A 23,374-nucleotide genomic window follows, 5' to 3' on the forward strand; every position below is an offset into this window, starting at 1 on the left:
CGAGGAGATACTTTTCAATGTCGCATCCAGAGCAATTGTTTTGCTGCTTTACAATCGATGGTGACCAGTTTTTGGGAGAGTTGAATCTAGATGGCGACGAAACAAATCTGTGCCTGAATAGTCGGCGCGAAATTCCTTACAGTCCAGAGCCACACTCACTTTTTGGTGAGTCGCTAGATCATAAAAAGATCAGCTTATTTCAATGCGTAGGTAATTCTCCGGATCCAGAAGGCATATACCCAAAGTTTGTATTTAAACGGAATACTTTTCCTCATTACACCCTGATAGGTCACGAACATTTCGACGAAGACGATAGAGTTTTTATGTCTGTCTCATTCAAAGCAGATGATTTAGGGCTCGTATTGTCAAAAAGAGGCACATTTGGTGTAGCCCAACCTGCCCCTGAAAAACTTCAGGAAATGTTAGAGGGTGCTTTTCCAGCGAGAAAAATTGCGATAGGCAGATCTCCAACGGTGTTTTTCTTCTCAGGGGATCAAGATAATCTCCCTATAGATGTAGGGATTGGAATGTTCTCAGCCAATCTAGACTTCAGATCGAAGGTTAGTAATGACGCCGGCATTTCATGCCCGAGCGAAACTACAGCAAGGCTAGATTTTAAACACGCCAAGACTTTAAACGAAGTTATAGATGATGTGAATTCGATATTGCATTTTTTAGCCGTTATTGCTGGTCGCCCCCAAGGCGTAGATAACATCAATGTCACGACTTCGGAATCTGCCCCGGATGAGCAAGCGATACCTGGCGGAGAATTGACTGTTTATTGGAGTTTAGCCCCCCGCACCGGCAAGGCGGCAGTTAGCAGCACTAGAGACATGCCCGTTACACCAGATAGTGACAGTGAGCAGTTTTTTCGGGTATTCGGAAACTGGTTGCGCCGACATGATGAGTGGATGTTAGCTAGATTAAGAATTCTAAACTGGCAAAAGAATGGCCGTGAATACGATTAAAATAGATTAGTCGCAGCAGCCAATGCTTTCGATATATTACCTGCCTCAACTTACTCCGAGGATCTTGGTAAATTATCAGACGAAGCAGTCGAAGCTAGAAAGCAATGTAAGAAAACCATGCGAGCACTAAAGACAGGCCCTGAGAGAGATCAGATTTTAGGTACCTTGCAATTTTGGGGTGGGAGATCCCTGAAAAACAAAATTTTGAATAAGACTAAAGTTATACATGATGCTTTTGGTGAGCACTTCGCAGACTTGGACTGCGTCGTAATTGTTGCGGTCTTAGCAAGAAATTACTTTGTGCACGGCACTGACTCATTCGGCTACAAACACTACGATACGTTGATGCCTTTTCTTATCGATACACTTGAGTTTGTGTTTGTAGCTTCCGATTTGATTGAGTGCGGTTGGGACGCAAAGCGCTGGGCGGAACGTCGCCCAGGATATTCTCACCATTTAGCATCATATTTCAGCACCTACAAGCTGGAAATCCTAAAGTTTTATGCTGCTCAACAAGAAGCTGAGAAGGATAAAGGTAATGAAGACAAAAACTAGCAGTATAAATTTTGAGATGTGGTGAGCGAGCGCTGGCTGATGCCGCACTGAGCTGCATGGGCTTTTCATAAACGCGATCACCAACCCAATTGCCCTGACTGCGCTGGACAGTGCTATCAAGCGGCACGTGGTGGTCCTTGACCCAAGCCGATGTAGGGCAGACTTACTGCTGACAAATTTGTAATTCGTTGGTACGAGGAGCTCTTTCCGGAGTTGAGCGGTTTACGCACCTGCCAACGCAGCGGGCAAATGACGTTGTGGAACTGCTGCCGCATAGGCGGCAACCGGGTTAAGCACGCAAGACGGAGTTAGCCGGACGCTTTCGGTATACGAGCGCAGAAGGTTGCTGGTCTTGAATTCATTCAAGACCAGCATTGCGTTCGTTCGAGTCAAAATCCGAGCAGCAGACACTCTGAGCTAAAGGGTGCTCAGACTTTTACCTGTTGCCGAGCTTCCTGGCGCACTTGTTCGCGAGCTTGCACTTGTTGGGCAATAGTGGCCTGGATCTCTGTATAGAGCTGCGCACGTTCGTTATCACGATCCGCTACGGTCACCACCAACGCGTAAGGTTCCTTATCGAGCACATCGGGGTGGTTCCATTCCTTGTCCTGGCGCGTGACCACGACAAACCATTTCTCGGCAGGATTACGCTGCTTGAAGGTCCACCTGGAAGACTGCACTGTCCCTCGACTTCTGAGCTGCGCCGAAATATCACGGTTCAGGGTCGCATCATCATTGCGAGTTTTCGCTTCGTCTTGATTGTCGTGATTGAAGAACTTCTGAACAGCCTCTAGTGATTCGCCTTTGACCAGACGGTAGCTGATTTGCGTCGCCAAGTAGTCGAGCCGGGTGGTACGAACCGCTGGTGAGTAGGCAAGGGTCACGCTTAGCTCCCTTATGCCCTTAGTCCTGCGCAGATATGACGCCGGCAGCGGCAGTTCATAAAACTGACATGAGTCCTTCTCGATAGCTTCCTCGCACATCAAAACCACGCAGTGGTCAGAAGATCTGAAAAGGTCGCTCTCACTAACCTGGCCATAGCCCCCAACGTCACGTGACATGTCCCGCTGCCAGGTGGCTTTGTTTGCTTTGTAGGCTTCTTTGAGATCGTCCGAGAATGTCGACTCAATCTCGTTAGGCAAAGAGGCGTGATTGACCAACATCGCCCTCAAAAGATTCGCGGACGCCTCCGGATATTCGTTGAGCAACCGGCCGGCCAAGTGGGTGATATAAGGGGCTGAGAAACTAGTGCCGCTGATCTCTTTGAAGATCGTGTTGCCTTGGAATTGGTGGTTCAGGGTAAGGACGCCTAACCCCCGCATATCCGCCTTCCATTGATCACCCGCTTGATGCATCGGACAGGCCAGATTTCCACCCGGTGCTATCAGTTCTGGCTTCAGAGCGCCTTTGACGGACGGACCATGGCGGGTAAAAGGAGATGGTTGGCTTTCAGATGCCGGCGAAAGCTGATGAATCTCAGGATATCGTTGGCTGTCGTACGTAGCGTTATGGCGAGCGAAACTTCCTACCGTCAGAACGTTCAACGCTGGAGCTGGATCAATGATGACGCTCTGCTCGTGCAGAAGGTATTCGGGATACTCCTCCCGCCAGCTATTAATGGGGACAAGCGGGTCTTCAGAGCCCCTGAAATTGCCGGTTGAAACGACAAACAGGACGTTGTGCTTACGCGCGAGCACGTCGAGTATATAGGCCAGGCCTCTGATGTGAGTGCCGTCATAGGGCGCATTGGTATTGCCAAGGGACAGGTTGAATATTCTGCAGCCCAGCTCAACGAAGTGCTCCACCGCTTCCGTCAGTGTGGCTTCGACAGTGTGCTCATCGTAAACGGCGTTGTGGGTTTGCAGGCATTTGCGCATAACCTTGCCGTTATACAGCCAGAACTCCGGGCGCCAGAAGTTGCTTCGCTCGCATGCCTCAACGTCACCGTACAGTGCGATACCGGCCACTGCGGTTCCATGGCCGGCTTCGTCGAATTCGTCTTGCCCCCTGACGAACGACTGGCTTTCCCCCATCGCCGCTCTGAGGAGGGGGTGGTTTGTATTGATCCCGCTGTCGAGTATGCAGACACGCGCAGCATCTTGTGCCGGACTCGGGATATTTCTCGGAAGCTCAGCGATGTCGCGGTTCAACTGGGGGTAAGAGATACCGGTCTGAGGGATGAGGTCCACCAGGCGAACGTCGCCATGGTTCAACATCATCTCCGCCTGAACCATATTGACCTCGACGCGGTACATCACCAGGCTATCGAAGTTGAGCCGGTGAATCGTTCTGACCCCACCTCCGCAAGCCAGGCTTCGAAAGCGGTACAAAGACGAACACGAACGGGGTGGTTGGCTACATGGTGTGGCCAAAGCTCGATATCTAGCTTAAAGGTAACAGTGTCAGGTAGCCCGATATGGCGCAGAGCCCAACTCTTCCGATCTTCGGCTGACCAGCTGTCGATGCCTTCGATAGCCTCAAGGATCTGACGATACGTAACCGTTTGTCCTGCTACGCCGAGTTTGTTTAGGTGCTCCTGAAACATGGCTAGGCCGGCCTCAGTCGCGAATACCACGCATAGCTGCTTATCTTCTTGGCTGATGAACTCAAGACCATGCTTTTGTAGATTTTCGAAGGTCATGGCACCGTCGTACCTGATCTTGAGCACGAACGGTGAGTTCTCAGCAGACTTCAGTTGCTTTCGCGCGTCCGCTGCAGCGGTGGCAAAATACGCATTGAGCTTCTGACCATGCCCTCGAAGATCGCCTTGTTTTTTGAACCTAGGAGGATTCTTGGTTCGCCGGCGGTTATTGAGGTTTTCACGATCGATGGTCAGGTGTTTGTACGTTGCCAATTCATCATCCTTGATTGCAGGTCGTTAGTGTTTTCGCAGGCCTTCTCGCACAAGCGCGCTGCGTAGTTCCTTGATCGTCAGAAACTCTTGGCCTCTCAGGATCATGCGCTTAACTGCACGGCGAACGACGCGCTCGACATCAGCACCGCTCTTGCCTTCAAACTCGCTCAGCAGTTCCTTGTCATCGAGCTCAAACTGTCGGCGAGTGCCACGTAGTTTGAGCTGCAGTAACGAAATCAACTGCTTCTGATTTGGCAGTGGGAATTCAATTGCATCATCAAAACGGCGCCAGATGGCGGAATCGAGAATGTTCTCGTGATTGGTTGCAGCCAAGATGAGGCTTCTTCCGTCATAGGCGTCCATCATCTGAAGCACGGCATTAACCACACGACGAAGCTCGCCATGCTCGCCGCTGTCTCCGCGCTCCTTACCAATGGCATCGAATTCATCGAAAAGCACGACCAGATCATGCCGTGCGATGAAATCGAAGACTTTGCGCAGATTCGCTGCAGTCTCGCCGAGGAAGGAGGAGACCAGGGCATCGAGACGAACGATCGCCAGAGGGCGATCTAGTTCGAAAGCAATCACCTCGGCCGCGAGTGTCTTACCGCAACCTGGTGGGCCGAAGAAAATGATCTTGCCTGAAGGCTTCATCCCGTAACTGCGGAGCACGTCAGCTCTGCGGTGCTCCTCCAGCATCTCCTCAATCATGTCGGAACTGGTTTCCGGCAGAATGATTTCCTCTAAGGAGCGCTTTGACGGTCTGATATCGAGCAACGGAAGCCCGCGCTCCTTGTCGACCGGGATCTCATATTCAAACTGCGGTTTACGGCCGGGCGACTGAGCATGCATGTCGCCGCCGTAGAGAATTTGCTCTAAGTCGTTAGCCAGCAGGTGATGCTGCTTTTGACGCTCTTCTTCAATGATGGCTTCAGAGGCACGACGAAACGCCGCAGGGTCTCCGATAGTCCCAGCCTTGAAGAGTTGCCTTAGTATTTTTCCGTTAGCCATTTTTATATGCCCTGCATTTAGCTATTTGTTTCAGAGTCGCCAACTCGTGAAACCAATCCTTGCCCTAAGCAGAAAGAACTAACAGGATAAATTATTTAGAGCTAACATATTATAGGACTCCATTCCAAACTTAGTAAATTATCAAATTTTTTCTTAAAAATCTGGACAACTACAAGAGCACTTAGAGTATCGACGATGCTGGCATTTTGTCCAGTATTATCAGGGTGCCGGCCATGCTTACCGACCTCCAATCGACGAGTGGCAGTTATGCCTAATACTGGGTATCCCCCGCCGCTCGTAAAGCGTACCGCGATCCGATAGCGCCCAAGAAGTTAGCGACGCGCACGTCATGGCGACAGCCCTTTTCTCTAGTAATGACCGTTCGGCCCCTTGGCATTGACATCATCGTCAATTCTGACGATGCTTGGCGCATGAGATATCCAGGCGGAAAAGGCAAGTGCTACCAGCGCTTGATCAACCTGATGCCACCGCATCAGACATACATCGAATCCCACCTTGGTGGTGGGGCCGTCATGCGCAACAAGAAAGCTGCGCAACGGAACATTGGTTTGGATCTGGATGCCAAAGTCATTGAGTTATGGCAGTCAGAGCTTCAAGGGACCTGTGAACTCCATCAGACCGACGCCGTAGCGTTCCTCGAAGACTATTCGTTTGATGGTCAAGAGTTGGTGTACGTAGACCCACCGTATGTCCCGCAAACACGCCGCAGAGCGAGGGTGTACCGCTGCGACTACTCGGAAACAGATCACATCCGCTTGCTGCGATGCTTGGTCGCGTTACCTTGCAAAGTGATGCTTTCGGGCTATGACTGTGATCTCTACAACCGTGAGCTCTTTGGATGGCGTAAGGTGAGTTTTCCAGCTAAGACCCATGTAGAGATGCGAGAAGAAACGGTCTGGATGAATTTCGAGCCGCCCAACCGTTTGCACGATAGCCGTTACATGGGTGAGACATTCCGGGATCGCCAGACCATACAACGTCGCCAAACCAGGCTCCGCAATCGTATAGACAGTCTGGACCCAATTGAACGACACGAGCTACTGCAATGGATGCAGGAAAACTACGGCAATGCCGAGGAGGCCGCCTGATGCAATTAGGCGCTATTTTCATGGATCAAGCGGTCTTCAATGTCGAGCTCCCCAAAGCTGATGCCGAAGTCATTCCTGGAGTTCCATGGGGCGCGATGGAAGCGTTCCCGAGTCCTGCCTACTGGGCCTACCAGGTGTACGCACGCCGGCTTACTGGTGATCGGATCAACTACAAGCTCGGCGCGACGCTCAAAGAAGAAGTCGGCGCATGCTTGTTGGGTGGCCATGGCATCCCCGCGAACGTCGGCTTGGCAGCTTTTCACCACGTCAAAAAGCGCGGTGCCTTTGCTGATCAACCGCCGTCGGAAGAAATGTTGCTCGAATGGTTAAGGGAGCCGCTGGCGGTCGAGGATCGCCTCGTGCGATACCGCTTCGCCAAACAGAAAGCCCGTTACCTCTGCGCTGCACTTCAAAAACTGTCTGCTGAATTCCCCCCGCTTGGTTCTGGCAAGGCACTACGGAACTGGCTGCTGGATATCCCGGGCATCGGGTACAAAACTGCTTCTTGGGTTGCCCGCAACTGGTTGGATGCGGACGACGTGGCCATCCTCGACATCCACATCCTTCGAGCTGGTCTCTTGGGCAAGTTCTTCGAGAGCAATTTGACGGTAGAGCGCCACTACCTCGAGCTTGAAGAACAATTCATTCGCTTCAGCAAAGGCCTCGGGGTCAGAGCATCGGAACTCGATGCCCTTATGTGGCTTGAGATGATGTCTTCTTCCTCAACGGTACACAGCATCATGGGAATGGGGAACCACACGCCTGACTCAGGCTCCCGCAGCCGCTCCCAGAAGAGCAAGGCCAACTCCGGCCAGCTTTCCCTGATCAGCTAGTGCGCTGACCCAGGGGTCGCCTGTGATGCCAAGAGGACAGAAACTGAGCCCCTGGGCAGTAGCGGTGAGTGCCATTACCGCTAGTAGAGCCCCGGCATCACGCCAGATGAGACTGCAACCGTCCTGATACTTGCCCAAGGTCTTCCTGGGCTCAGCCAGAAAAAGGATGCGAATCGCGCCATCTCCTTCCAGAACCTGCCGGCTGTGCTCATAGAGCCCTTTAAGCTTACCTGTCGCCTGCTTGAGCTCGACCAAATTGTGAGCCTTGGCCTGATACAACCACCAGCGAATGTCTCCGGGCCGTTTCAAGACTACGTGGATAGGGTGTATTGCTCCGGCCGAAGGCGCAGCTCGATGTTCCAGGTCGAAACCAAGATCAGATGGCCCCACGCCTCGAGTTCTGCAAGCGTGCCATAGAAACGCCCCGAGTTGCTTGTCGTCTACGACGCCGAACTGGCGATGCGATACACGTGCATCCAAGACGTCATTGAACGGCAGAGACGTAGCATCAGAGCAAACTGGGAGCAGGCAAATTTCGCCCGTCTCCCATTCGATAGGTTCGTACCGCTTAGGAGACGATCTAGGCAGTGGATCACCCAGGTCTATCCAGGTCATAGCCTACCTCCTGGAATACTTCCATGTACTTGTTGCAGCCACGGCAGTTGCCACACGCCACATTCGACTTGTGGCAGCTGTGGGCCCATGCCAAGAGATCGGCAGGGATACCGGACTCGCGGACAAGCTCTCCCGTAGAAAGCGCGATCGCAGGTGCCTCTACCACCATTTCCCCTTCTTGCAGCGAGAGTAAATGGCTCATCGCCGACATGAACTCCACAGAGCCATCTTTGTGGAAGCCATCCGATTTCACGGTGCCAAGCCACAGATGCGTCACTCCGAACGAGATCGCCTTCATCGCCGCCAGCGTGACCAACATCTGGTTTCTGTATGGCCACCAATCAGATGCGGGAGCCAGGCTGTCAGCTTTGCTTCCTGCCATGTCACCCGATCCTAACTGGCGGCAGTCGATCTCGATCACGTGATGAGGAATTTCCAGTCGCTGGCAGATAGTCCTCGAAGCTTCGATTTCAGCCTGCGCCGCGAGCTGACCGTAGTTCAGCGTGAACGCCATGTCGGGCCGCTTCCACCAGGCGAGAGCAAGGGAATCCATACCGCCAGACAGCAACAGACCTGTCTTCATAGCGCCACCGCTTCCCAGACGGTCTGGTAGATCGCGCTGACATAATCGTCGGTGATGCGGCAATCAGAGCCTTCCATCATCTTCTTGTCCTGCGGGGACTCATTCTCAGCGTAGAAAACGACCGGCTTATCCAACGCCCTGGCGTATCCAATCTCGTAGATCGTGCCGGAATCCAGCCCATCGCCAATTGCAAATAGAACGTCGCAATCACGTACCCCTTCAAGATCTTTCTCGACAACATCTTCCGCAGAACCAAGACCGACGTCGTGATAGGGAGAAAACACGTCCAGGCCCATTGCCAATAGATCTCTCCTGGCCTGCCCGACCATCCACAGTTCAGCTAGTGTGAAAAATGGTCCTGCGAGATAGACCTTCGGAGCATAACCGTTGCGAAACCGTTCCGATGGTTGCAGCGGCTGCGGCTTGAATTCCTTGAGCAAGCTTTCGTTCGGGAACCCTAAAGTCTCGCAGTAGAACGCGGTAGCGATCGAGGCAATCGAGGCGGCTTCATGAGCCGACATACCGTTATCCATCCAACCCAACGCGAAATGGGCCGCGAAGGTGTCCCCAGAACCAATCTTCCACACCCGATCAGTGCGATAAGCAGGTACCGTAGAAACGGTCCCGTTATCGTACACCAGAGCGCCGAGCGGCCCCATTTTGATGACAACCACTTGCGCGCTCTCTTGCTTGGCGAGCGCATCGGCAAGCTCTCGAGCGGATAACCCTTCTGAGATAGGCAGCAACGAATTCGCTTCATGGCGGTTCAGCACCAAGGCCAAATGCCTAGCTTTCGAACCGTTGGCCTTGAAGGATTCGGGAGCGTCGGCGTTCTGAGGGTCGAATACGGCGAACTCGGCGTTTACTACCGCCGTTCCATCGATCATGCCGAATCGAAGAACCTTGTCAGCCGTGACTTGAATCTCGGACTCAGCATGAACCTCACGTCGTATATCCGGCGTAGATAGACCATGGATGTACTCAAAGATTACACCTGCAGTGGCAACCGTGGTTTTGAGTTGGAATCCTTCAAAAGCGGCACGGCTTTCGATGACACATGAACTGAAACTATCCACACAGGCATGCAACTCAGCCTGTCCACCGAACCTTGCAATCGCCGTAGCTGCACGACCTGCCGATCCATAAATTTCGTCCCAAGCCGGGCGCATGCACCGCTCTCTGTATACGCCTCCTACGATGGTGATCATGGAGCTCTCCTTGCTCTTGGTTAAATGTGATAGACCCGAACGCGAACCTGACCGCCGCCAGTTCGCAATACGCGCGCAGCGTAGATCTCGCCTTGGCTCATGCAATTACGCAATTGGTGAAGATTCGGATCCACGATCCCGCCCGCTACGGCGCCCTGCCACAACGCAACAACGACCTGCTGATTGTTTGACTGACCGCCCTGCTGATCAAAGGCGACCTGCAGGACATCGTTCACATTCAGTTGCGCTACAACATGCTGCTTCGGTGAAGCGAGCTGAGTTTCGAACTGGAGCGTCGTACAGGATAGGGCTGGGGTGGATGGACCTAAGTAACTACCGCCTGAACCGGACATAAGCATTTCCTTCTGCGAGTCAATTCGAGTGCCAAGCAATAACACGGCATAGAAGCAAAATGCCACGCTTCTTTGGTTGCAGTGCCTTGAATGTGCAAAGTAGGCTCAATTCATCACGTGCCCCCGAACCCGTGACGTGAAACGATGGCAACAAGGGAGAAGCAAGAAGCGTCCCCCAACCCCGTTTTCAGGGAGTCATCGTAGCTCCAGCACTTTCCATTTGATGGTTCTAGCGTTGAACGGTAACAATGGCAAGCACGCAACAATGCCATCAAATCGGATTGAGAGCCGCCCACCGGCACATCCGATTCTATTAAAAATGTCATATGGGGAATGATTTGATTTTCGTACCACTTCCAGGTGAATACATAGCCTCAGCTGTCCGCAGGGGAAATGAAACGCTAGGGGTAAAAGGACTTAACAAGCTCGACTATCGCATCAAAAAGAAACCTAGACCGCAGGGAAAGCTTGGGATAGAAAGTGTTATCGAATACCCTGATTTTTTAATTAACCATCAAGCCTCATCCACCGTACTTTATGAGAATACCCTATATCCTTTAGCAGCTGCTTTGGGAAGAACTTTCGCTTCGTGTGTATACACTCCACACGCTCAATGGAAAATTTGTCTTCAATGTGTAATTGATGATTTAGAAAATCACGGAACGGCCTTTATACATTGTAGCCATTTGATCTACAGCGTATCCCTATGTCAAAAACACGCAATACAACTTCATAGCACTTGTCCGACTTGCCTTACATCAGTTACCACCCACCAAATTTCGCAATTTACGAAATGCAGTGAATCATACTCAAAAGAACCTGCAATCTCGAGCTCGCCCCCTCATCAGTATGCACTTTTTATACACTCCCTTCTAAATTATAGGGGTCACCCTTTTACTACTTGGGGAATAGAAATTAAAATAGTAAAAAAAATGCAAGAAAAAGGAATATTGGAGGGAGCTATGGTAGATACATATCCACTAATAAAGAAAGCGAAGGAAACCTTAGGCGTAGATTTCAAATTCGACTTTTTTCATACCCTATCTATGGATATATGCTCGGCAATGGCGTTTTTGGCCTATACAAGTGCGGACTCCTATTTTGATGATGTTTCGCAATTACCTAAACAAGACTATCTGTAATGATCCAACCTCAATCACAAATTATCACCATTTCCTCTGGCCTGAAGCAAATCTTCGATTTCCAAGTGTGAGATTTGTCTAATACGTATTCCAGCTAAACGCATTATGACGCTAATAGCGTAATTCTTCGGCAATTGGAGTTCCTTTAACGCCCACGCCACTTTGCGGAGTTGATAGTCATGCTCCGTTTCAAGAAGTGATTCCAACACCTGTATGCTCTTTGGAAATTTGGAAGACTTCCGCAGAAATCCGTAGTGATTTTGAACTCTTCGGAGCAATGCAGACTTCGTGATCTTTTTCGGTTTATCCTTCTCAGCCATAATTTCAGCGTGTGCAGTTACAAGCTCATTCGATAAAGCAATGTCACGAGAAAACCAATCGACATATACTTTCCTTGTTCTAATAAAGGGGTAGGATTTTACATAGTTCTGTAACCAGTCACGATCATGACGATACAACCAATAATATCCCTGCCTATCGTGGAGTTTCTTATCGCGATCGCTCTGGAAATTCCGGCGACGTTCGGCTATCTCGACTGGTGAGCCCGAATCGCATCGATCCTTAACAAGAGAATTCATTCTGAGTGCTCGGGGACAAATTTTATGTTGAAACTCAACTAAATCCTCCGCACTCGTCTCCAGCAACCAGCATAGAAAATAGTATCGAAATGGCTGAACGATTCTTCTACGCCGACGGAGCAAGCGCATAACCCATTCGGTATCTACTGTGACTGACTGGAACTCCCCTTCGTGAGTGCTATTACTGAACCTGCGTTCGACGTGGCTATTTATCGCTTGCTCTCTCAATCTGCCCTGCTGGAGCATACCCATTTCTGTGAGACGCCATCTTAGGAAATCTTCGCGCACTAGCTCGCACGCTCTTTGTGGATTGCTAAGCCCCCAGAACTGCATCTCTGCCACAGAATATGCAGCTCCCAAAGATGATTCGCTCAAGACAGGCGTACTGGTCGATTCCCCAGGGAGTTGCATGCAGCGCCAATCTGCACCTTCAGGAAAACTTGCGCGGAGAAGCACGTTGCCGTGATGTGGACAGGTACAGACCCCCGCGGCCATGTGAATTCGGTGCCAATAGGACACCCCATAGTAGTCGGCATCATGCTGCATACACGCTTCGCAGTATCGGAAAGATGCATGCTTCAAGAGCCCAGAGGCAGTCATACCAAGGCTCATCTTCAACCCTGTGCCATGTGGCCCTCGCATGCAATGGAGAGCAGACTCGTACCCATCGTTACTCAGGAAGGGCTTGTAGAGCGGAAGTAATGTTCGACTATCTACTAGTTCCGCAACCGAATACTTTTCCTCCAATCGCTGCGATAGGGTAGCTAAGCAACAGGGAAGCACAGAGCCGCAGGTTCTTGAATAGGTACCGAACAACTCTTGACTGGTTCGGCGATAGCTATCGTTGGCAACTAATCGATGGTAGCGGACTGCAAGGCTATACAGGGACTCATCTGGAAACGGTTCTGGGAACAACAATAGACGATCCATCCTTTCGCCCTCGCGGTAGGAATGCTCACCATACTGGATCGTCATCGATCCAGCCCCGCTTCAGAAGCTCCGTTTGAACTTCCCCGTCCACCTCCATATGAATGTTCTCTAAGCCGTCAGTAGCCACTACAGCTACAGGTTTACCGAGGGGCTTTCTCGGTTGCGGTTGCGGTTGCGGTTGCGTTTCCGCAGCCGCGGGCATGCCTTTTAAGATCAGAGCGAGGTCTGCACGTTTAGCTCGACGGGCCAAGTCATGGTTGAGCATCTGTGCGATTTGATCTTTCGTAGGCATCATGTCCACGGGAAACCTCACCCGATGAGAATTCACTCAAGCTCATCACCTCTACATGTAGAGGCTTCGATAGCTCAATGATCTTTATATTCAGGTCAACCCTCAGCCTACCGACCCAAAGCAGGTGAAAAAATAGGCACTTCACTGCCATGTATTCCATGTATAGAGATTTCGCCATTTTGAGCAGAAGGGTCTTCAGCGGTATCTCATCGGTTCTCGCCGTCGAGATAACATCTAACATCCGATTTATATTTTTTTCAGCCACAAACGCCGGAGAGATAAGCGCGTAGCTTCTAAGAATCAGTAGATTCCTAATTCTGACCTGCGAAAGTCTCTCGTAGAGAACCAGCTTCCACTCAATATCTCTTCTAGCCCAGTAAAGTCGCTCAATCTCGAGTTTTTCGAGCAGTCTGTCCTGCTCGGCTTTCGAAGCAACTTCGATCTCTTTTGCATACTTCATTGATCTCGCGACCAGTCGTTCCTTACCCGCGCTGTCTACCTGCGTGATTAGAAAATCGGTCGTTAGCACGAGAGGCACGGAAGTCCCAGGGTAAACCAGTGGCCTGACGTTCAGGCTCGAAGCAATTGCATGGGTTTCAGCAGCAGGCAGCAGAGGGAACTGCTCGCGAATATCAATGATTGACCGGTCATGCTCAAGTATCACGTGGTAGTGGTACTCAGCATTCGAAAGCAGATGGTGTGCTCGATGGACTTTCACTCCTGGCACGATGTGCGAAGTACCATGCGATGCAAATGCCCGCACCTTGATCCAGGGAACGTACTCTTCTCTGACCCCTTGGCCATCGCCGGCGGCAATCCGTTTATCTATCTTTTCCTGTGTAACGACCTTCGAGCGCGCGGGCTTGCGAGGCGACGATTTAACCTGGCTCATCTGGCTAACCGGATTACCTAAATGACGTGGCAACGCCTCGAAAGGAGCATTGCTGGTAGAGAGGGGGACCTTGCTGTCGAATCGCAGCGCAGGGTGCTGAACATCAGAACCTCACAAAAGATTGTGAACCTGATTGACGATTGCGGTTGCTTCCCCGACGTAGGGAAACAACCGTGACAATCTTTATTCCTTTGTGACAAGGTTTATTTACTTGTGACAACCTTTATTTATTGCAGACAATTGTTCGATCACCTGTGGATAACTTATTCCACCGTCACCGACTTCGCCAGGTTACGTGGCTGATCGACGTCCGTACCTTTCAACACCGCGACGTAATACGACAGCAACTGCAGCGGAATGGTGTAGAGGATCGGCGACAGGATGTCGTGAATGTGCGGCATGTGCACAACATGCGTGCCTTCGCCATTGGTCATGCCGGCCTTCTCGTCCGCGAAGACGATCAGTTGGCCGCCACGGGCGCGGACTTCCTGCAGGTTGGACTTCAGCTTCTCCAACAGCTCGTTGTTCGGCGCCACGGTGACCACCGGCATGTCGTTATCCACAAGCGCCAGCGGGCCGTGTTTCAACTCTCCGGCCGGATAAGCTTCGGCGTGGATGTAGGAGATTTCCTTGAGCTTCAGTGCTCCTTCCATCGCCACCGGAAATTGTGCGCCACGACCGAGGAACAGGGTGTGGTTCTTCTCGGCGAACAGCTCGGCGATTTTTTCCACGGTGCTGTCCATGGCCAGGGCTTCGCCCAGACGGGTTGGCAGGCGACGCAGCTCTTCAACCAGCGTGGCTTCGACGCCTTTGGCCAGCGTGCCGCGAACCTGGCCGAGGGATAGGGTCAGCAACAGCAGGCCGACCAACTGCGTGGTGAACGCTTTGGTCGAGGCCACGCCGATTTCGCGGCCGGCCTGGGTCAGCAAGGTCAGATCGGATTCGCGCACCAGCGAGCTGATGCCGACGTTGCAGATGGCCAGGCTGGCGAGGAAACCCAGTTCCTTGGCGTTGCGCAGCGCTGCCAGGGTGTCGGCGGTTTCCCCGGACTGCGAGATGGTCACGAACAGGGTGTCTGGCTGTACCACCACTTTGCGGTAGCGGAACTCACTGGCGACTTCGACCTGGCACGGAATGCCGGCCAGTTCTTCGAGCCAGTAACGGGCAACCATGCCGGCGTGGTAGCTGGTGCCGCAGGCGACGATCTGCACATTGCGCACTTTGGCGAACAGTTCGGCGGCCTGTGGTCCAAACGCCTGTACCAGCACCCCGTTGGGGCTCAGGCGACCTTCAAGGGTGCGCTGCACGACGGCCGGCTGTTCATGGATTTCTTTCAGCATGAAGTGGCGGAATTCGCCCTTGTCCGCCGCTTCGGCACCGTCGCGGTATTGCACGGTTTCGCGCTCGACTTCTTTGCCGGTGACGTCCCAGATCTGCACGCTGTCGCGACGGATCTCGGCGATGTCACCTTCGTCCAGGTACATGAAACGGTCAGTCACCTGGCGCAGGGCCAACTGGTCGGAAGCGAGGAAGTTTTCCCCCAGCCCCAGGCCGATCACCAATGGGCTGCCACTGCGGGCGGCGACCAGTCGATCCGGTTGATCGGCGCTGATCACGGCCAGACCGTAAGCACCGTGCAGCTCTTTAACGGTCGCCTTGAGGGCAGCGGCCAGATCGCGCAGATCCTTCAGTTTGTGGTTCAGCAGGTGGGCGATGACTTCGGTGTCGGTGTCCGAGGTGAACACGTAGCCCAAGGCTTTCAGCTGCTCGCGCAGGGCCTCGTGGTTCTCGATGATGCCGTTGTGCACCACCGCCAGATCGCCGGAGAAATGCGGGTGAGCATTGCGCTCGCACGGCGCGCCGTGGGTGGCCCAACGGGTGTGGGCGATGCCGAGGCGACCGACCAGCGGCTCGGCTTCGAGCGCCAGTTCCAGCTCGCTGACCTTGCCGGGACGACGCATGCGTTCAAGCTTGGCGTCATTGGTAAACACCGCCACGCCGGCGCTGTCGTAGCCACGATATTCCAGGCGCTTGAGGCCTTCGAGCAGGATGGCGGTGATGTTACGTTCTGCGACTGCGCCAACAATTCCACACATGCTATTTCTCCTGACTGACAGCCGCGCAGATCAAATTGATCCCGCGGGCCTGAATCTGATCCCGTGCCTCAAGTGGCAGGCGATCATCGGTAATAAGGGTATGGACACTGCTCCAGGGCAGTTCCAGGTTAGGGATCTTGCGACCGATCTTGTCGGCCTCGACCATCACGACGACTTCGCGGGCGACATCGGCCATGACGCGGCTGAGTCCCAGCAATTCATTGAAAGTGGTGGTGCCGCGGACGAGGTCGATGCCATCGGCGCCGATGAACAACTGATCGAAATCGTAGGAGCGTAGTACCTGCTCGGCAACCTGGCCCTGGAAGGATTCGGAATGCGGGTCCCAGGTCCCGCCGGTCATCAAGAGCACCGGCTCGTGTTCGAGTTCGCTCAAGGCATTGGCAACGTGCAAGGAATTGGTCATCACCACCAGGCCCGGCTGCTGGCCGAGTTCGGGAATCATCGCGGCGGTGGTGCTGCCACTGTCGATAATGATCCGCGCATGTTCGCGAATCCGCGTGACCGCAGCGCGAGCAATGGCTTGTTTGTATTTGGAGACCGGGAGGCCGATGTCGGCGACCAGTTCCTGCGGCATGGTAATTGCGCCGCCGTAACGGCGCAGCAGCAAACCGTTGCTTTCGAGCGCCGCAAGATCCTTGCGAATCGTAACTTCCGAAGTTTCGAAACGCTTGGCCAACTCATCCACACTGACTTCGCCCTGCTCGTTGAGCAAGGTGAGGATGTTATGACGGCGTTGAGGTGTATTGCGCTTCGACATGGCCTGATAAGTTTCGATTCGAAAGATAACGGAAGCAATCAAAACCTATTAGCGAAACTTCGTCAAGCGCGATGTTCAACCGTAGGAGCGAGCATGCTCGCGATGGTCGTGAACGTTGACGCTGGCAATCTGATACCCAGCGGCGTCAATGCGACCATCGCGAGCAGGCTCGCTCCTACAGTATTTGGGGTGTGGATAACTTAGGGCTTTTTGACTTTCTCTGGGCGTTTCCAGCCGTCAATGTTCTTCTGACGGGCACGACCCACCGCTAACTGCGCGTTATCCACATTCTGCGTAATGGTCGAACCGGCAGCAGTGGTTGCGCCATCAGAGATATCCACAGGTGCCACCAACGAATTGTTGGAGCCAATGAAGACGTCTTCGCCCAGCACGGTTTTCCACTTGTTGGCACCGTCGTAGTTACACGTGATGGTACCCGCGCCGATGTTGGTCCGCGCGCCCACCTCGGCATCACCGAGATAGGTCAGGTGACCGGCCTTGGCACCTTCGCCCAGGTGAGCGTTTTTCAATTCGACAAAGTTACCCACATGAGCGCGCGCCGCCAGCACGGTGCCTGGACGCAGGCGGGCGAACGGTCCGGCATCGCTGCCTTCACCGAGAACCGCGCCTTCGATGTGACTGTTGGCCTTGATCACCACACCCCTGCGCAGGATGCTGTCCTTGATCACGCAGTTCGGGCCGATCACCACGTCGTCTTCGATGACTACTTTGCCTTCGAGAATCACGTTGATGTCGATCAACACATCGCGGCCAACCGTGACTTCACCGCGTACGTCGAAGCGAGCCGGATCACGCAACGTCACGCCTTGCGACATCAAACGGCGACCGGCGCGCAACTGGTAATGCCGCTCCAGCTCGGAGAGCTGCTTGCGATCATTGGCACCCTGCACTTCCATGGCATCGTGGGGTTGTTCGGTGGCCACCACCAGACCATCGCTGACCGCCATGGCAATCACGTCGGTCAGGTAATACTCACCTTGGGCATTGTTGTTGGAGAGACGGCTCATCCAGCCACCCAACTGCGCAAAGGGCAGTGCCAGGATGCCGGTGTTGCCCTCGGTAATCGCACGCTCCGCTTCGTTGGCATCTTTTTGCTCGACGATGGCCGTGACCTTGCCCTCGGTATCACGAACAATGCGGCCGTAACCGGTCGGGTCGTCGAGTTCGACGGTCAGCAAGCCCAGTTGCTGTGGCGCAACCTGCTTAAGCAGGCGTTGAAGCGTTTCGACCTCGATCAACGGCACGTCGCCGTAGAGGATCAGAACGGTGTCGGATTCGATAAATGGCACCGCCTGGGCAACCGCGTGGCCAGTCCCCAGCTGTTTGTCCTGCAGGACGAAATTCAGGTCATCCGCCGCCAGACGCTCACGCACGGCATCGGCACCGTGACCAATCACCACGTGGATGCGCTGTGGATCAAGTTGCCGGGCGCTGTGGATAACATGGCCGAGCATCGAGTTGCCGGCAATCGGGTGCAGCACTTTCGGCAACGCCGAACGCATGCGAGTGCCCTGACCAGCAGCGAGGATAACGATTTCAAGAGACATGACTGGCTACCAATCCTGGGTGGTCAGCGGTTGCGACCAAGTGGTGAACATCGGAAAAGAAAAAAGGGTAGCCGAGGCTACCCTTTTTAATCAATCGCGCAACAAGTGATGGCCTGTTAGTGGCCGAACTTCTTGCGGATCTGCTGGACGGTGCGCAGCTGAGCTGCGGCCTCGGCCAGACGTGCGGCAGCAGAACCGTAATCGAATTCCGCGCCCCGCTCATGCAAGGCCTTCTCGGCAGCCTTAACGGCTTCCTGAGCGGAGGCTTCGTCCAGGTCGGCAGCACGTTGCACGGTGTCGGCAAGAACCTTGACCATGTTCGGCTGAACCTCGAGGAAACCACCGGAGATGTAATACACCTCCTCTTCCCCGCCCTGCTTGACCAGGCGGATCGGGCCAGGCTTGAGATTAGTGATCAGCGGCGCGTGGCCCAGGGCGATACCAAGATCACCCAGTGCACCGTGCGCAATCACCATCTCGACCAGGCCGGAAAAGATTTCCCCTTCCGCACTGACGATATCGCAATGGACTGTCATAGCCATCTGATTGCCTCAACCTAAATTAGCGCCCGTTGCCGGGCGCCGGGATTACAGTTTCTTGGCTTTCTCGATCGCTTCTTCGATGCCGCCGACCATGTAGAACGCTTGTTCTGGCAGGTGGTCGTAGTCACCGTTGAGGATGCCTTTGAAGCCAGCAATGGTGTCTTTCAGGGAAACGTATTTACCCGAAGCACCGGTGAAGACTTCAGCCACGAAGAACGGCTGCGACAAGAAACGCTGGATCTTACGAGCCCGGTTTACCAACTGCTTGTCGGCTTCCGACAGCTCGTCCATACCCAGGATCGCAATGATGTCCTTCAGTTCTTTGTAACGCTGCAGAACATACTGTACACCGCGAGCGGTATCGTAGTGGTCCTGGCCGATCACGTTCGGGTCCAGCTGACGCGAAGTCGAGTCGAGTGGATCGACCGCCGGGTAGATACCCAGGGAAGCGATGTCACGGGATAGAACGACGGTGGCGTCCAAGTGGGCGAAGGTGGTCGCTGGCGACGGGTCAGTCAAGTCATCCGCCGGTACGTATACCGCCTGGATCGAGGTGATCGAACCGTTTTTGGTCGAAGTGATACGCTCTTGCAGAGTACCCATCTCTTCGGCCAGGGTCGGCTGGTAACCTACTGCGGAAGGCATACGGCCCAGCAGTGCGGATACTTCAGTACCGGCCAGGGTGTAACGATAGATGTTGTCGACGAACAGCAGAACGTCGTTACCTTCGTCACGGAACTTCTCGGCCATGGTCAGGCCGGTCAGTGCTACGCGCAGACGGTTTCCCGGCGGCTCGTTCATCTGACCGTAAACCAGTGCCACTTTGTCCAGAACGTTGGAGTCCTTCATCTCGTGGTAGAAGTCGTTACCCTCACGAGTACGCTCACCCACACCCGCGAACACGGAATAACCGCTGTGCTCGATGGCGATGTTACGGATCAGTTCCATCATGTTTACGGTTTTGCCCACACCGGCACCACCGAACAGACCGACTTTACCGCCCTTGGCGAACGGGCAAACCAGGTCGATAACCTTGATGCCGGTTTCCAGCAGGTCGTTGCCGCCCGCTTGTTCAGCGAAGGTTGGCGCAGGACGGTGAATGCCCCAGCGCTCTTCGGTGTCGATAGGACCCGCTTCGTCGATCGGGTTGCCCAGGACGTCCATGATCCGGCCCAGAGTCGCTTTACCGACCGGTACGGAGATGGCTGCGCCAGAGTCAGTGACTTCCAGACCGCGCTTCAAGCCCTCGGTGGAACCCATCGCAATGGTACGAACCACGCCGTCGCCCAGCTGCTGCTGAACTTCCAGGGTGGTGCCTGCATCGCTTTTTACACTCAAAGCGTTGTAGATGCTCGGTACGCTGTCGCGTGGGAATTCCACGTCGATAACGGCGCCGATGATTTGAACGATACGTCCGCTACTCATAGCTGGATCCTCTGAATATTTGAACCGTTAAACCGCGGCAGCGCCGCCGACGATTTCCGAGATCTCTTGGGTGATCGCAGCCTGACGCGCCTTGTTGTAGACCAGCTGCAAATCGCTGATCAAATCACCGGCGTTGTCGGTAGCGTTCTTCATCGCGATCATCCGCGCAGCCTGTTCAGCCGCGTTGTTCTCGACCACCGCCTGGTAGACCTGCGACTCCACGTAGCGGACCATCAAGCCGTCAAGCAGCTCTTTGGCGTCCGGTTCGTACAGATAATCCCAGTGGTGCTTGAGTTCCTGATCCGGAGTTGCCACCAGTGGAATCAACTGCTCCACGGTAGGCTGTTGCGTCATGGTGTTGATGAACTTGTTGGACACCACGGACAGGCGGTCAATACGGCCATCCAGGTAGGCATCCAGCATCACCTTGACGCTGCCGATCAGGTCATTGATCGACGGCTCTTCACCCAGGTGGCTGATAGCGGCTACGACGTTGCCGCCGAAGTTGCGGAAGAAAGCCGCACCCTTGCTACCCACCACACACAGATCGATCTCGACGCCGTTTTCGCGGTTTACCGCCATGTCCTTGACCAGGGCCTTGAACAGGTTGGTGTTCAAGCCACCACACAGACCACGGTCACTGCTCACCACGACGTAACCGACGCGCTTAATTTCACGGTCGATCATGAACGGGTGGCGATATTCCGGGTTGGCGTTGGCCAAATGACCAATAACCTGGCGGATGCGCTCCGCGTAAGGACGGCTAGCAGCCATGCGCATTTGTGCCTTGCGCATTTTACTGACCGCCACTTTTTCCATGGCGCTGGTAATCTTTTGCGTGCTTTTGATGCTCGCAATCTTACTGCGAATCTCTTTTGCGCCTGCCATGTAACACCTATCAGGTTAGCAAGCGGGAGCCTTGCGGCCCCCGCTGCGGCTTACCAGGTTTGGGTGGCCTTGAACTTCTCGATACCGGCTTTCATGCCAGCGTCGATTTCGTCATTGAAGTCACCCTTCACGTTGATCTTCGCCATCAAATCGGCGTGATCGCGGTTGAAGAAAGCAATCAGCGCTTGTTCGAAGCTGCCGATCTTGGCGATTTCAACGTCAGTCAGGAACCCACGCTCAGCGGCATACAGCGACAGCGCCATGTCAGCGATCGACATTGGTGCGTATTGCTTCTGCTTCATCAGCTCGGTAACGCGCTGACCATGCTCAAGTTGCTTACGGGTCGCTTCGTCCAGGTCAGAAGCGAACTGGGCGAATGCCGCCAGTTCACGGTACTGAGCCAGAGCGGTACGGATACCACCGGAGAGCTTCTTGATGATCTTGGTCTGAGCGGCACCACCCACACGGGATACCGAAACACCGGCGTTCACAGCAGGACGGATCCCGGAGTTGAACATGGCCGATTCCAGGAAGATCTGACCGTCGGTGATGGAAATCACGTTGGTCGGAACGAACGCGGAAACGTCGCCAGCCTGGGTTTCGATGATCGGCAGTGCGGTCAGGGAACCGGTTTTGCCGGTCACTGCGCCGTTGGTGAACTTCTCTACATACTCTTCCGAAACGCGGGATGCGCGCTCCAGCAGACGGGAGTGGAGATAGAACACGTCGCCTGGGTAAGCTTCACGGCCTGGTGGACGGCGCAGCAGCAGGGAAATCTGGCGGTAAGCCACTGCTTGCTTGGACAGATCGTCATAAACGATCAGCGCGTCTTCACCGCGGTCGCGGAAGAATTCACCCATGGTGCAACCGGAGTACGGTGCCAGGAATTGCAGTGCTGCCGATTCCGAAGCGCTCGCTGCCACGACGATGGTGTTAGCCAGTGCGCCGTTCTCTTCCAGCTTGCGAACCACGTTGGCGATGGTCGATTGTTTCTGACCGATTGCAACGTAGACGCAGAAAATGCCGCTGTTTTTCTGGTTGATGATCGCGTCGATCGCCAGAGCGGTTTTACCGATCTGACGGTCACCGATGATCAGCTCACGCTGGCCACGGCCGACAGGGATCATGGCATCGACAGCCTTGTAGCCAGTCTGTACAGGCTGGTCTACCGACTTACGCCAGATCACGCCTGGAGCAACTTTCTCGACCGCGTCGGTCTCGGTGTTGTTCAGCGGACCTTTGCCGTCAACAGGGTTACCCAGTGCGTCGACTACGCGACCCAGCAGTTCCTTACCCACCGGAACTTCGAGGATGCGGCCGGTGCACTTGGCGCTCATGCCTTCAGCCAGGGACTGGTAGGAGCCCAATACAACGGCGCCTACGGAGTCTTGCTCCAGGTTGAGAGCCATGCCGAAGACGCCGCCCGGAAACTCGATCATCTCGCCGTACATGACGTCGGCCAGACCGTGAATCCGCACGATACCGTCAGATACGCTGACGACAGTGCCTTCGTTACGGGCTTGGGAGGTCACATCGAGCTTGTCGATGCGGCCCTTGATAATTTCACTTATTTCGGAAGGATTGAGTTGCTGCATTGCTCTGCTGCCCCTTCAAACTCAAGATTTCAATGCTTCGGCAAGGCTCGCGAGTTTGCCGCGAACCGAGCCATCGATAACCAGGTCGCCGGCGCGGATGACAATGCCCCCAATAAGGGATTTGTCTTCCTCGACTTGCAGGCGCACTTCCCGGTTGAGTCGTGCACTGAGAACCTTGGCGAGTTTGTCTTGCTGTTCTTGGTTCAATGCAAAAGCACTGGTCACTTCAACGTCTACCGACTTCTCTTGTTCAGCCTTGTACAGGTCGAACAGAGCGGAAATCTCCGGCAAAAGCGGGAGACGGTCGTTTTCGGCAACGACGTTGATGAAGTTCTGTGCCTTGGCATCAAACTTGTCGCCGCACACGTCAATAAACGTGGCGGCCTTGTCTGCGCTCGTCAGTCGCGGGGCCTTGAGCACGCGCTGCATGGTGTCGTCTTGCGACACTGCTGCAGCCAGGCCGAGCATGGCTGACCAAGAGGCCAGTTGCTGGTGGGCCTGGGCGTGCTCGAAGGCTGCCTTAGCGTAAGGTCGGGCCAACGTGGTCAATTCTGCCATG

Annotated in this window: 21 protein-coding genes and 2 pseudogenes; 5 read left to right on the top strand and 18 right to left on the bottom strand. The window is 54.1% G+C overall.

The features are described 5' to 3' along the window. Window positions 1–17 precede the first annotated feature (17 nt). Window positions 18–968 carry a hypothetical protein gene (locus NTD84_RS30140; RefSeq protein WP_262170905.1) on the top strand — a complete coding sequence of 317 codons (951 nt, stop codon included), beginning with the start codon at window positions 18–20 and terminating at the stop codon, window positions 966–968. Window positions 969–992: 24 nt separating this feature from the next. Then, a pseudogene (locus tag NTD84_RS30145) lies at window positions 993–1,523 on the top strand (HEPN domain-containing protein); the annotation flags it as partial. A gap of 428 nt (window positions 1,524–1,951) precedes the next feature. On the opposite strand, the gene NTD84_RS24320 reads toward NTD84_RS30145, so the two are convergent. The 3 genes from NTD84_RS24320 to NTD84_RS24330 are packed head-to-tail and all read right to left on the bottom strand — an operon-like array spanning window position 1,952 to window position 5,388. Next, window positions 1,952–3,778 carry a S8 family peptidase gene (locus NTD84_RS24320; protein ID WP_262170910.1) on the bottom strand — a complete coding sequence of 609 codons (1,827 nt, stop codon included), beginning with the start codon at window positions 3,776–3,778 and terminating at the stop codon, window positions 1,952–1,954. Next, the gene (locus NTD84_RS24325; RefSeq protein ID WP_262170912.1) at window positions 3,778–4,377 is read right to left on the bottom strand and encodes a hypothetical protein; all 600 of its coding nucleotides are present in this window, start codon (window positions 4,375–4,377) and stop codon (window positions 3,778–3,780) included. Before NTD84_RS24325 ends, NTD84_RS24320 begins: the two co-directional genes overlap by 1 nt. A 24-nt stretch (window positions 4,378–4,401) precedes the next feature. Beyond that, the gene (locus NTD84_RS24330) at window positions 4,402–5,388 is read right to left on the bottom strand and encodes an AAA family ATPase (protein WP_262170914.1); all 987 of its coding nucleotides are present in this window, start codon (window positions 5,386–5,388) and stop codon (window positions 4,402–4,404) included. A gap of 431 nt (window positions 5,389–5,819) precedes the next feature. Between NTD84_RS24330 and NTD84_RS24335 the strand changes: the two genes are divergently transcribed. Next, complete coding sequence (locus NTD84_RS24335; RefSeq protein WP_262170916.1) at window positions 5,820–6,497, top strand: DNA adenine methylase; 678 nt, start codon at window positions 5,820–5,822, stop codon at window positions 6,495–6,497. Further along, window positions 6,497–7,330 (top strand): 8-oxoguanine DNA glycosylase, encoded by an 834-nt coding sequence (locus tag NTD84_RS24340; RefSeq protein ID WP_262170918.1) that lies wholly within the window; start codon window positions 6,497–6,499, stop codon window positions 7,328–7,330. Before NTD84_RS24335 ends, NTD84_RS24340 begins: the two co-directional genes overlap by 1 nt. Here NTD84_RS24340 and NTD84_RS30150 read toward each other — a convergent pair. Genes NTD84_RS30150 through NTD84_RS24355 form a run of 4 tightly spaced genes read right to left on the bottom strand, consistent with a single transcriptional unit; the run spans window position 7,265 to window position 10,089 of the window. Next, complete coding sequence (locus NTD84_RS30150; RefSeq protein WP_410017377.1) at window positions 7,265–7,945, bottom strand: nitroreductase family protein; 681 nt, start codon at window positions 7,943–7,945, stop codon at window positions 7,265–7,267. The two genes, NTD84_RS24340 and NTD84_RS30150, sit on opposite strands and share 66 nt — an antisense overlap. Continuing rightward, window positions 7,923–8,528, bottom strand: coding sequence for a 7-cyano-7-deazaguanine synthase (locus NTD84_RS24345; protein ID WP_262170920.1), 606 nt, complete (start codon window positions 8,526–8,528; stop codon window positions 7,923–7,925). Before NTD84_RS24345 ends, NTD84_RS30150 begins: the two co-directional genes overlap by 23 nt. Further along, window positions 8,525–9,736, bottom strand: coding sequence for a PfkB family carbohydrate kinase (locus NTD84_RS24350; protein ID WP_262170922.1), 1,212 nt, complete (start codon window positions 9,734–9,736; stop codon window positions 8,525–8,527). Before NTD84_RS24350 ends, NTD84_RS24345 begins: the two co-directional genes overlap by 4 nt. A 20-nt stretch (window positions 9,737–9,756) precedes the next feature. Next, window positions 9,757–10,089, bottom strand: coding sequence for a hypothetical protein (locus tag NTD84_RS24355; protein ID WP_262170924.1), 333 nt, complete (start codon window positions 10,087–10,089; stop codon window positions 9,757–9,759). Between the two features lie 338 nt (window positions 10,090–10,427). Between NTD84_RS24355 and NTD84_RS24360 the strand changes: the two genes are divergently transcribed. Continuing rightward, entirely contained in the window at window positions 10,428–11,231 is an 804-nt protein-coding gene (locus NTD84_RS24360) for a hypothetical protein (protein ID WP_262170926.1), read from the top strand. Window positions 11,232–11,245: 14 nt separating this feature from the next. Here the strand turns inward: NTD84_RS24360 and NTD84_RS24365 are convergent, their stop codons facing one another. The 11 genes and pseudogenes from NTD84_RS24365 to NTD84_RS24410 all read right to left on the bottom strand — a co-directional run bounded on the left by NTD84_RS24365 (window position 11,246) and on the right by NTD84_RS24410 (window position 23,373). Beyond that, window positions 11,246–11,809 carry a TnsD family Tn7-like transposition protein gene (locus NTD84_RS24365; protein ID WP_262170928.1) on the bottom strand — a complete coding sequence of 188 codons (564 nt, stop codon included), beginning with the start codon at window positions 11,807–11,809 and terminating at the stop codon, window positions 11,246–11,248. Between the two features lie 468 nt (window positions 11,810–12,277). Then, window positions 12,278–12,784 (bottom strand): annotated as a pseudogene (locus NTD84_RS30155) (TniQ family protein); the annotation flags it as partial. Between the two features lie 206 nt (window positions 12,785–12,990). Continuing rightward, on the bottom strand, window positions 12,991–13,923 hold the full coding sequence (locus NTD84_RS24370; protein WP_262170930.1) for a TnsA endonuclease N-terminal domain-containing protein: 933 nt from the start codon (window positions 13,921–13,923) through the stop codon (window positions 12,991–12,993). A 263-nt stretch (window positions 13,924–14,186) separates the two neighbouring features. Continuing rightward, a complete protein-coding gene (gene glmS, locus NTD84_RS24375; protein WP_262170932.1) occupies window positions 14,187–16,019 on the bottom strand; it encodes a glutamine--fructose-6-phosphate transaminase (isomerizing) in 1,833 nt (610 codons plus the stop codon). Between the two features lies 1 nt (window position 16,020). Next, on the bottom strand, window positions 16,021–16,797 hold the full coding sequence (locus NTD84_RS24380; RefSeq protein ID WP_262170934.1) for a DeoR/GlpR family DNA-binding transcription regulator: 777 nt from the start codon (window positions 16,795–16,797) through the stop codon (window positions 16,021–16,023). Between the two features lie 200 nt (window positions 16,798–16,997). After that, the gene (gene glmU / locus NTD84_RS24385; RefSeq protein ID WP_262170936.1) at window positions 16,998–18,365 is read right to left on the bottom strand and encodes a bifunctional UDP-N-acetylglucosamine diphosphorylase/glucosamine-1-phosphate N-acetyltransferase GlmU; all 1,368 of its coding nucleotides are present in this window, start codon (window positions 18,363–18,365) and stop codon (window positions 16,998–17,000) included. A gap of 116 nt (window positions 18,366–18,481) precedes the next feature. Then, window positions 18,482–18,907, bottom strand: a complete 426-nt coding sequence (locus tag NTD84_RS24390; protein WP_007969909.1) for a F0F1 ATP synthase subunit epsilon — start codon at window positions 18,905–18,907, stop codon at window positions 18,482–18,484. Between the two features lie 45 nt (window positions 18,908–18,952). Then, window positions 18,953–20,332 (bottom strand): F0F1 ATP synthase subunit beta, encoded by a 1,380-nt coding sequence (gene atpD, locus NTD84_RS24395; RefSeq protein ID WP_262170939.1) that lies wholly within the window; start codon window positions 20,330–20,332, stop codon window positions 18,953–18,955. 27 nt (window positions 20,333–20,359) lie between these two features. Continuing rightward, entirely contained in the window at window positions 20,360–21,220 is an 861-nt protein-coding gene (gene atpG / locus NTD84_RS24400) for a F0F1 ATP synthase subunit gamma (protein WP_095052279.1), read from the bottom strand. A gap of 50 nt (window positions 21,221–21,270) precedes the next feature. Continuing rightward, window positions 21,271–22,815, bottom strand: a complete 1,545-nt coding sequence (gene atpA, locus NTD84_RS24405; protein WP_008155713.1) for a F0F1 ATP synthase subunit alpha — start codon at window positions 22,813–22,815, stop codon at window positions 21,271–21,273. 21 nt (window positions 22,816–22,836) lie between these two features. After that, window positions 22,837–23,373 carry a F0F1 ATP synthase subunit delta gene (locus NTD84_RS24410; protein ID WP_008027533.1) on the bottom strand — a complete coding sequence of 179 codons (537 nt, stop codon included), beginning with the start codon at window positions 23,371–23,373 and terminating at the stop codon, window positions 22,837–22,839. Between the last annotated feature and the right edge of the window lies 1 nt (window position 23,374).

It is taken from the genome of Pseudomonas sp. 14P_8.1_Bac3 (assembly GCF_025466085.1).
GTDB lineage: Bacteria > Pseudomonadota > Gammaproteobacteria > Pseudomonadales > Pseudomonadaceae > Aquipseudomonas.

Excerpts from the sequence above, each read along its gene's own strand:
- NTD84_RS30140 (WP_262170905.1), top strand. The coding sequence starts at position 18 with ATGTCGCATCCAGAGCAATTGTTTTGCTGCTTTACAATCGATGGTGAC.
- NTD84_RS24320 (WP_262170910.1), bottom strand. The coding sequence starts at position 3,778 with ATGTACCGCGTCGAGGTCAATATGGTTCAGGCGGAGATGATGTTGAAC.
- NTD84_RS24330 (WP_262170914.1), bottom strand. The coding sequence starts at position 5,388 with ATGGCTAACGGAAAAATACTAAGGCAACTCTTCAAGGCTGGGACTATC.
- NTD84_RS24335 (WP_262170916.1), top strand. The coding sequence starts at position 5,820 with ATGAGATATCCAGGCGGAAAAGGCAAGTGCTACCAGCGCTTGATCAAC.
- NTD84_RS24340 (WP_262170918.1), top strand. The coding sequence starts at position 6,497 with ATGCAATTAGGCGCTATTTTCATGGATCAAGCGGTCTTCAATGTCGAG.
- NTD84_RS30150 (WP_410017377.1), bottom strand. The coding sequence starts at position 7,945 with ATGACCTGGATAGACCTGGGTGATCCACTGCCTAGATCGTCTCCTAAG.
- NTD84_RS24345 (WP_262170920.1), bottom strand. The coding sequence starts at position 8,528 with ATGAAGACAGGTCTGTTGCTGTCTGGCGGTATGGATTCCCTTGCTCTC.
- NTD84_RS24350 (WP_262170922.1), bottom strand. The coding sequence starts at position 9,736 with ATGATCACCATCGTAGGAGGCGTATACAGAGAGCGGTGCATGCGCCCG.
- NTD84_RS24355 (WP_262170924.1), bottom strand. The coding sequence starts at position 10,089 with ATGTCCGGTTCAGGCGGTAGTTACTTAGGTCCATCCACCCCAGCCCTA.
- NTD84_RS24365 (WP_262170928.1), bottom strand. The coding sequence starts at position 11,809 with ATGAATTCTCTTGTTAAGGATCGATGCGATTCGGGCTCACCAGTCGAG.
- NTD84_RS24370 (WP_262170930.1), bottom strand. The coding sequence starts at position 13,923 with ATGAGCCAGGTTAAATCGTCGCCTCGCAAGCCCGCGCGCTCGAAGGTC.
- glmS (WP_262170932.1), bottom strand. The coding sequence starts at position 16,019 with ATGTGTGGAATTGTTGGCGCAGTCGCAGAACGTAACATCACCGCCATC.
- NTD84_RS24380 (WP_262170934.1), bottom strand. The coding sequence starts at position 16,797 with ATGTCGAAGCGCAATACACCTCAACGCCGTCATAACATCCTCACCTTG.
- glmU (WP_262170936.1), bottom strand. The coding sequence starts at position 18,365 with ATGTCTCTTGAAATCGTTATCCTCGCTGCTGGTCAGGGCACTCGCATG.
- NTD84_RS24390 (WP_007969909.1), bottom strand. The coding sequence starts at position 18,907 with ATGGCTATGACAGTCCATTGCGATATCGTCAGTGCGGAAGGGGAAATC.
- atpD (WP_262170939.1), bottom strand. The coding sequence starts at position 20,332 with ATGAGTAGCGGACGTATCGTTCAAATCATCGGCGCCGTTATCGACGTG.
- atpG (WP_095052279.1), bottom strand. The coding sequence starts at position 21,220 with ATGGCAGGCGCAAAAGAGATTCGCAGTAAGATTGCGAGCATCAAAAGC.
- atpA (WP_008155713.1), bottom strand. The coding sequence starts at position 22,815 with ATGCAGCAACTCAATCCTTCCGAAATAAGTGAAATTATCAAGGGCCGC.
- NTD84_RS24410 (WP_008027533.1), bottom strand. The coding sequence starts at position 23,373 with ATGGCAGAATTGACCACGTTGGCCCGACCTTACGCTAAGGCAGCCTTC.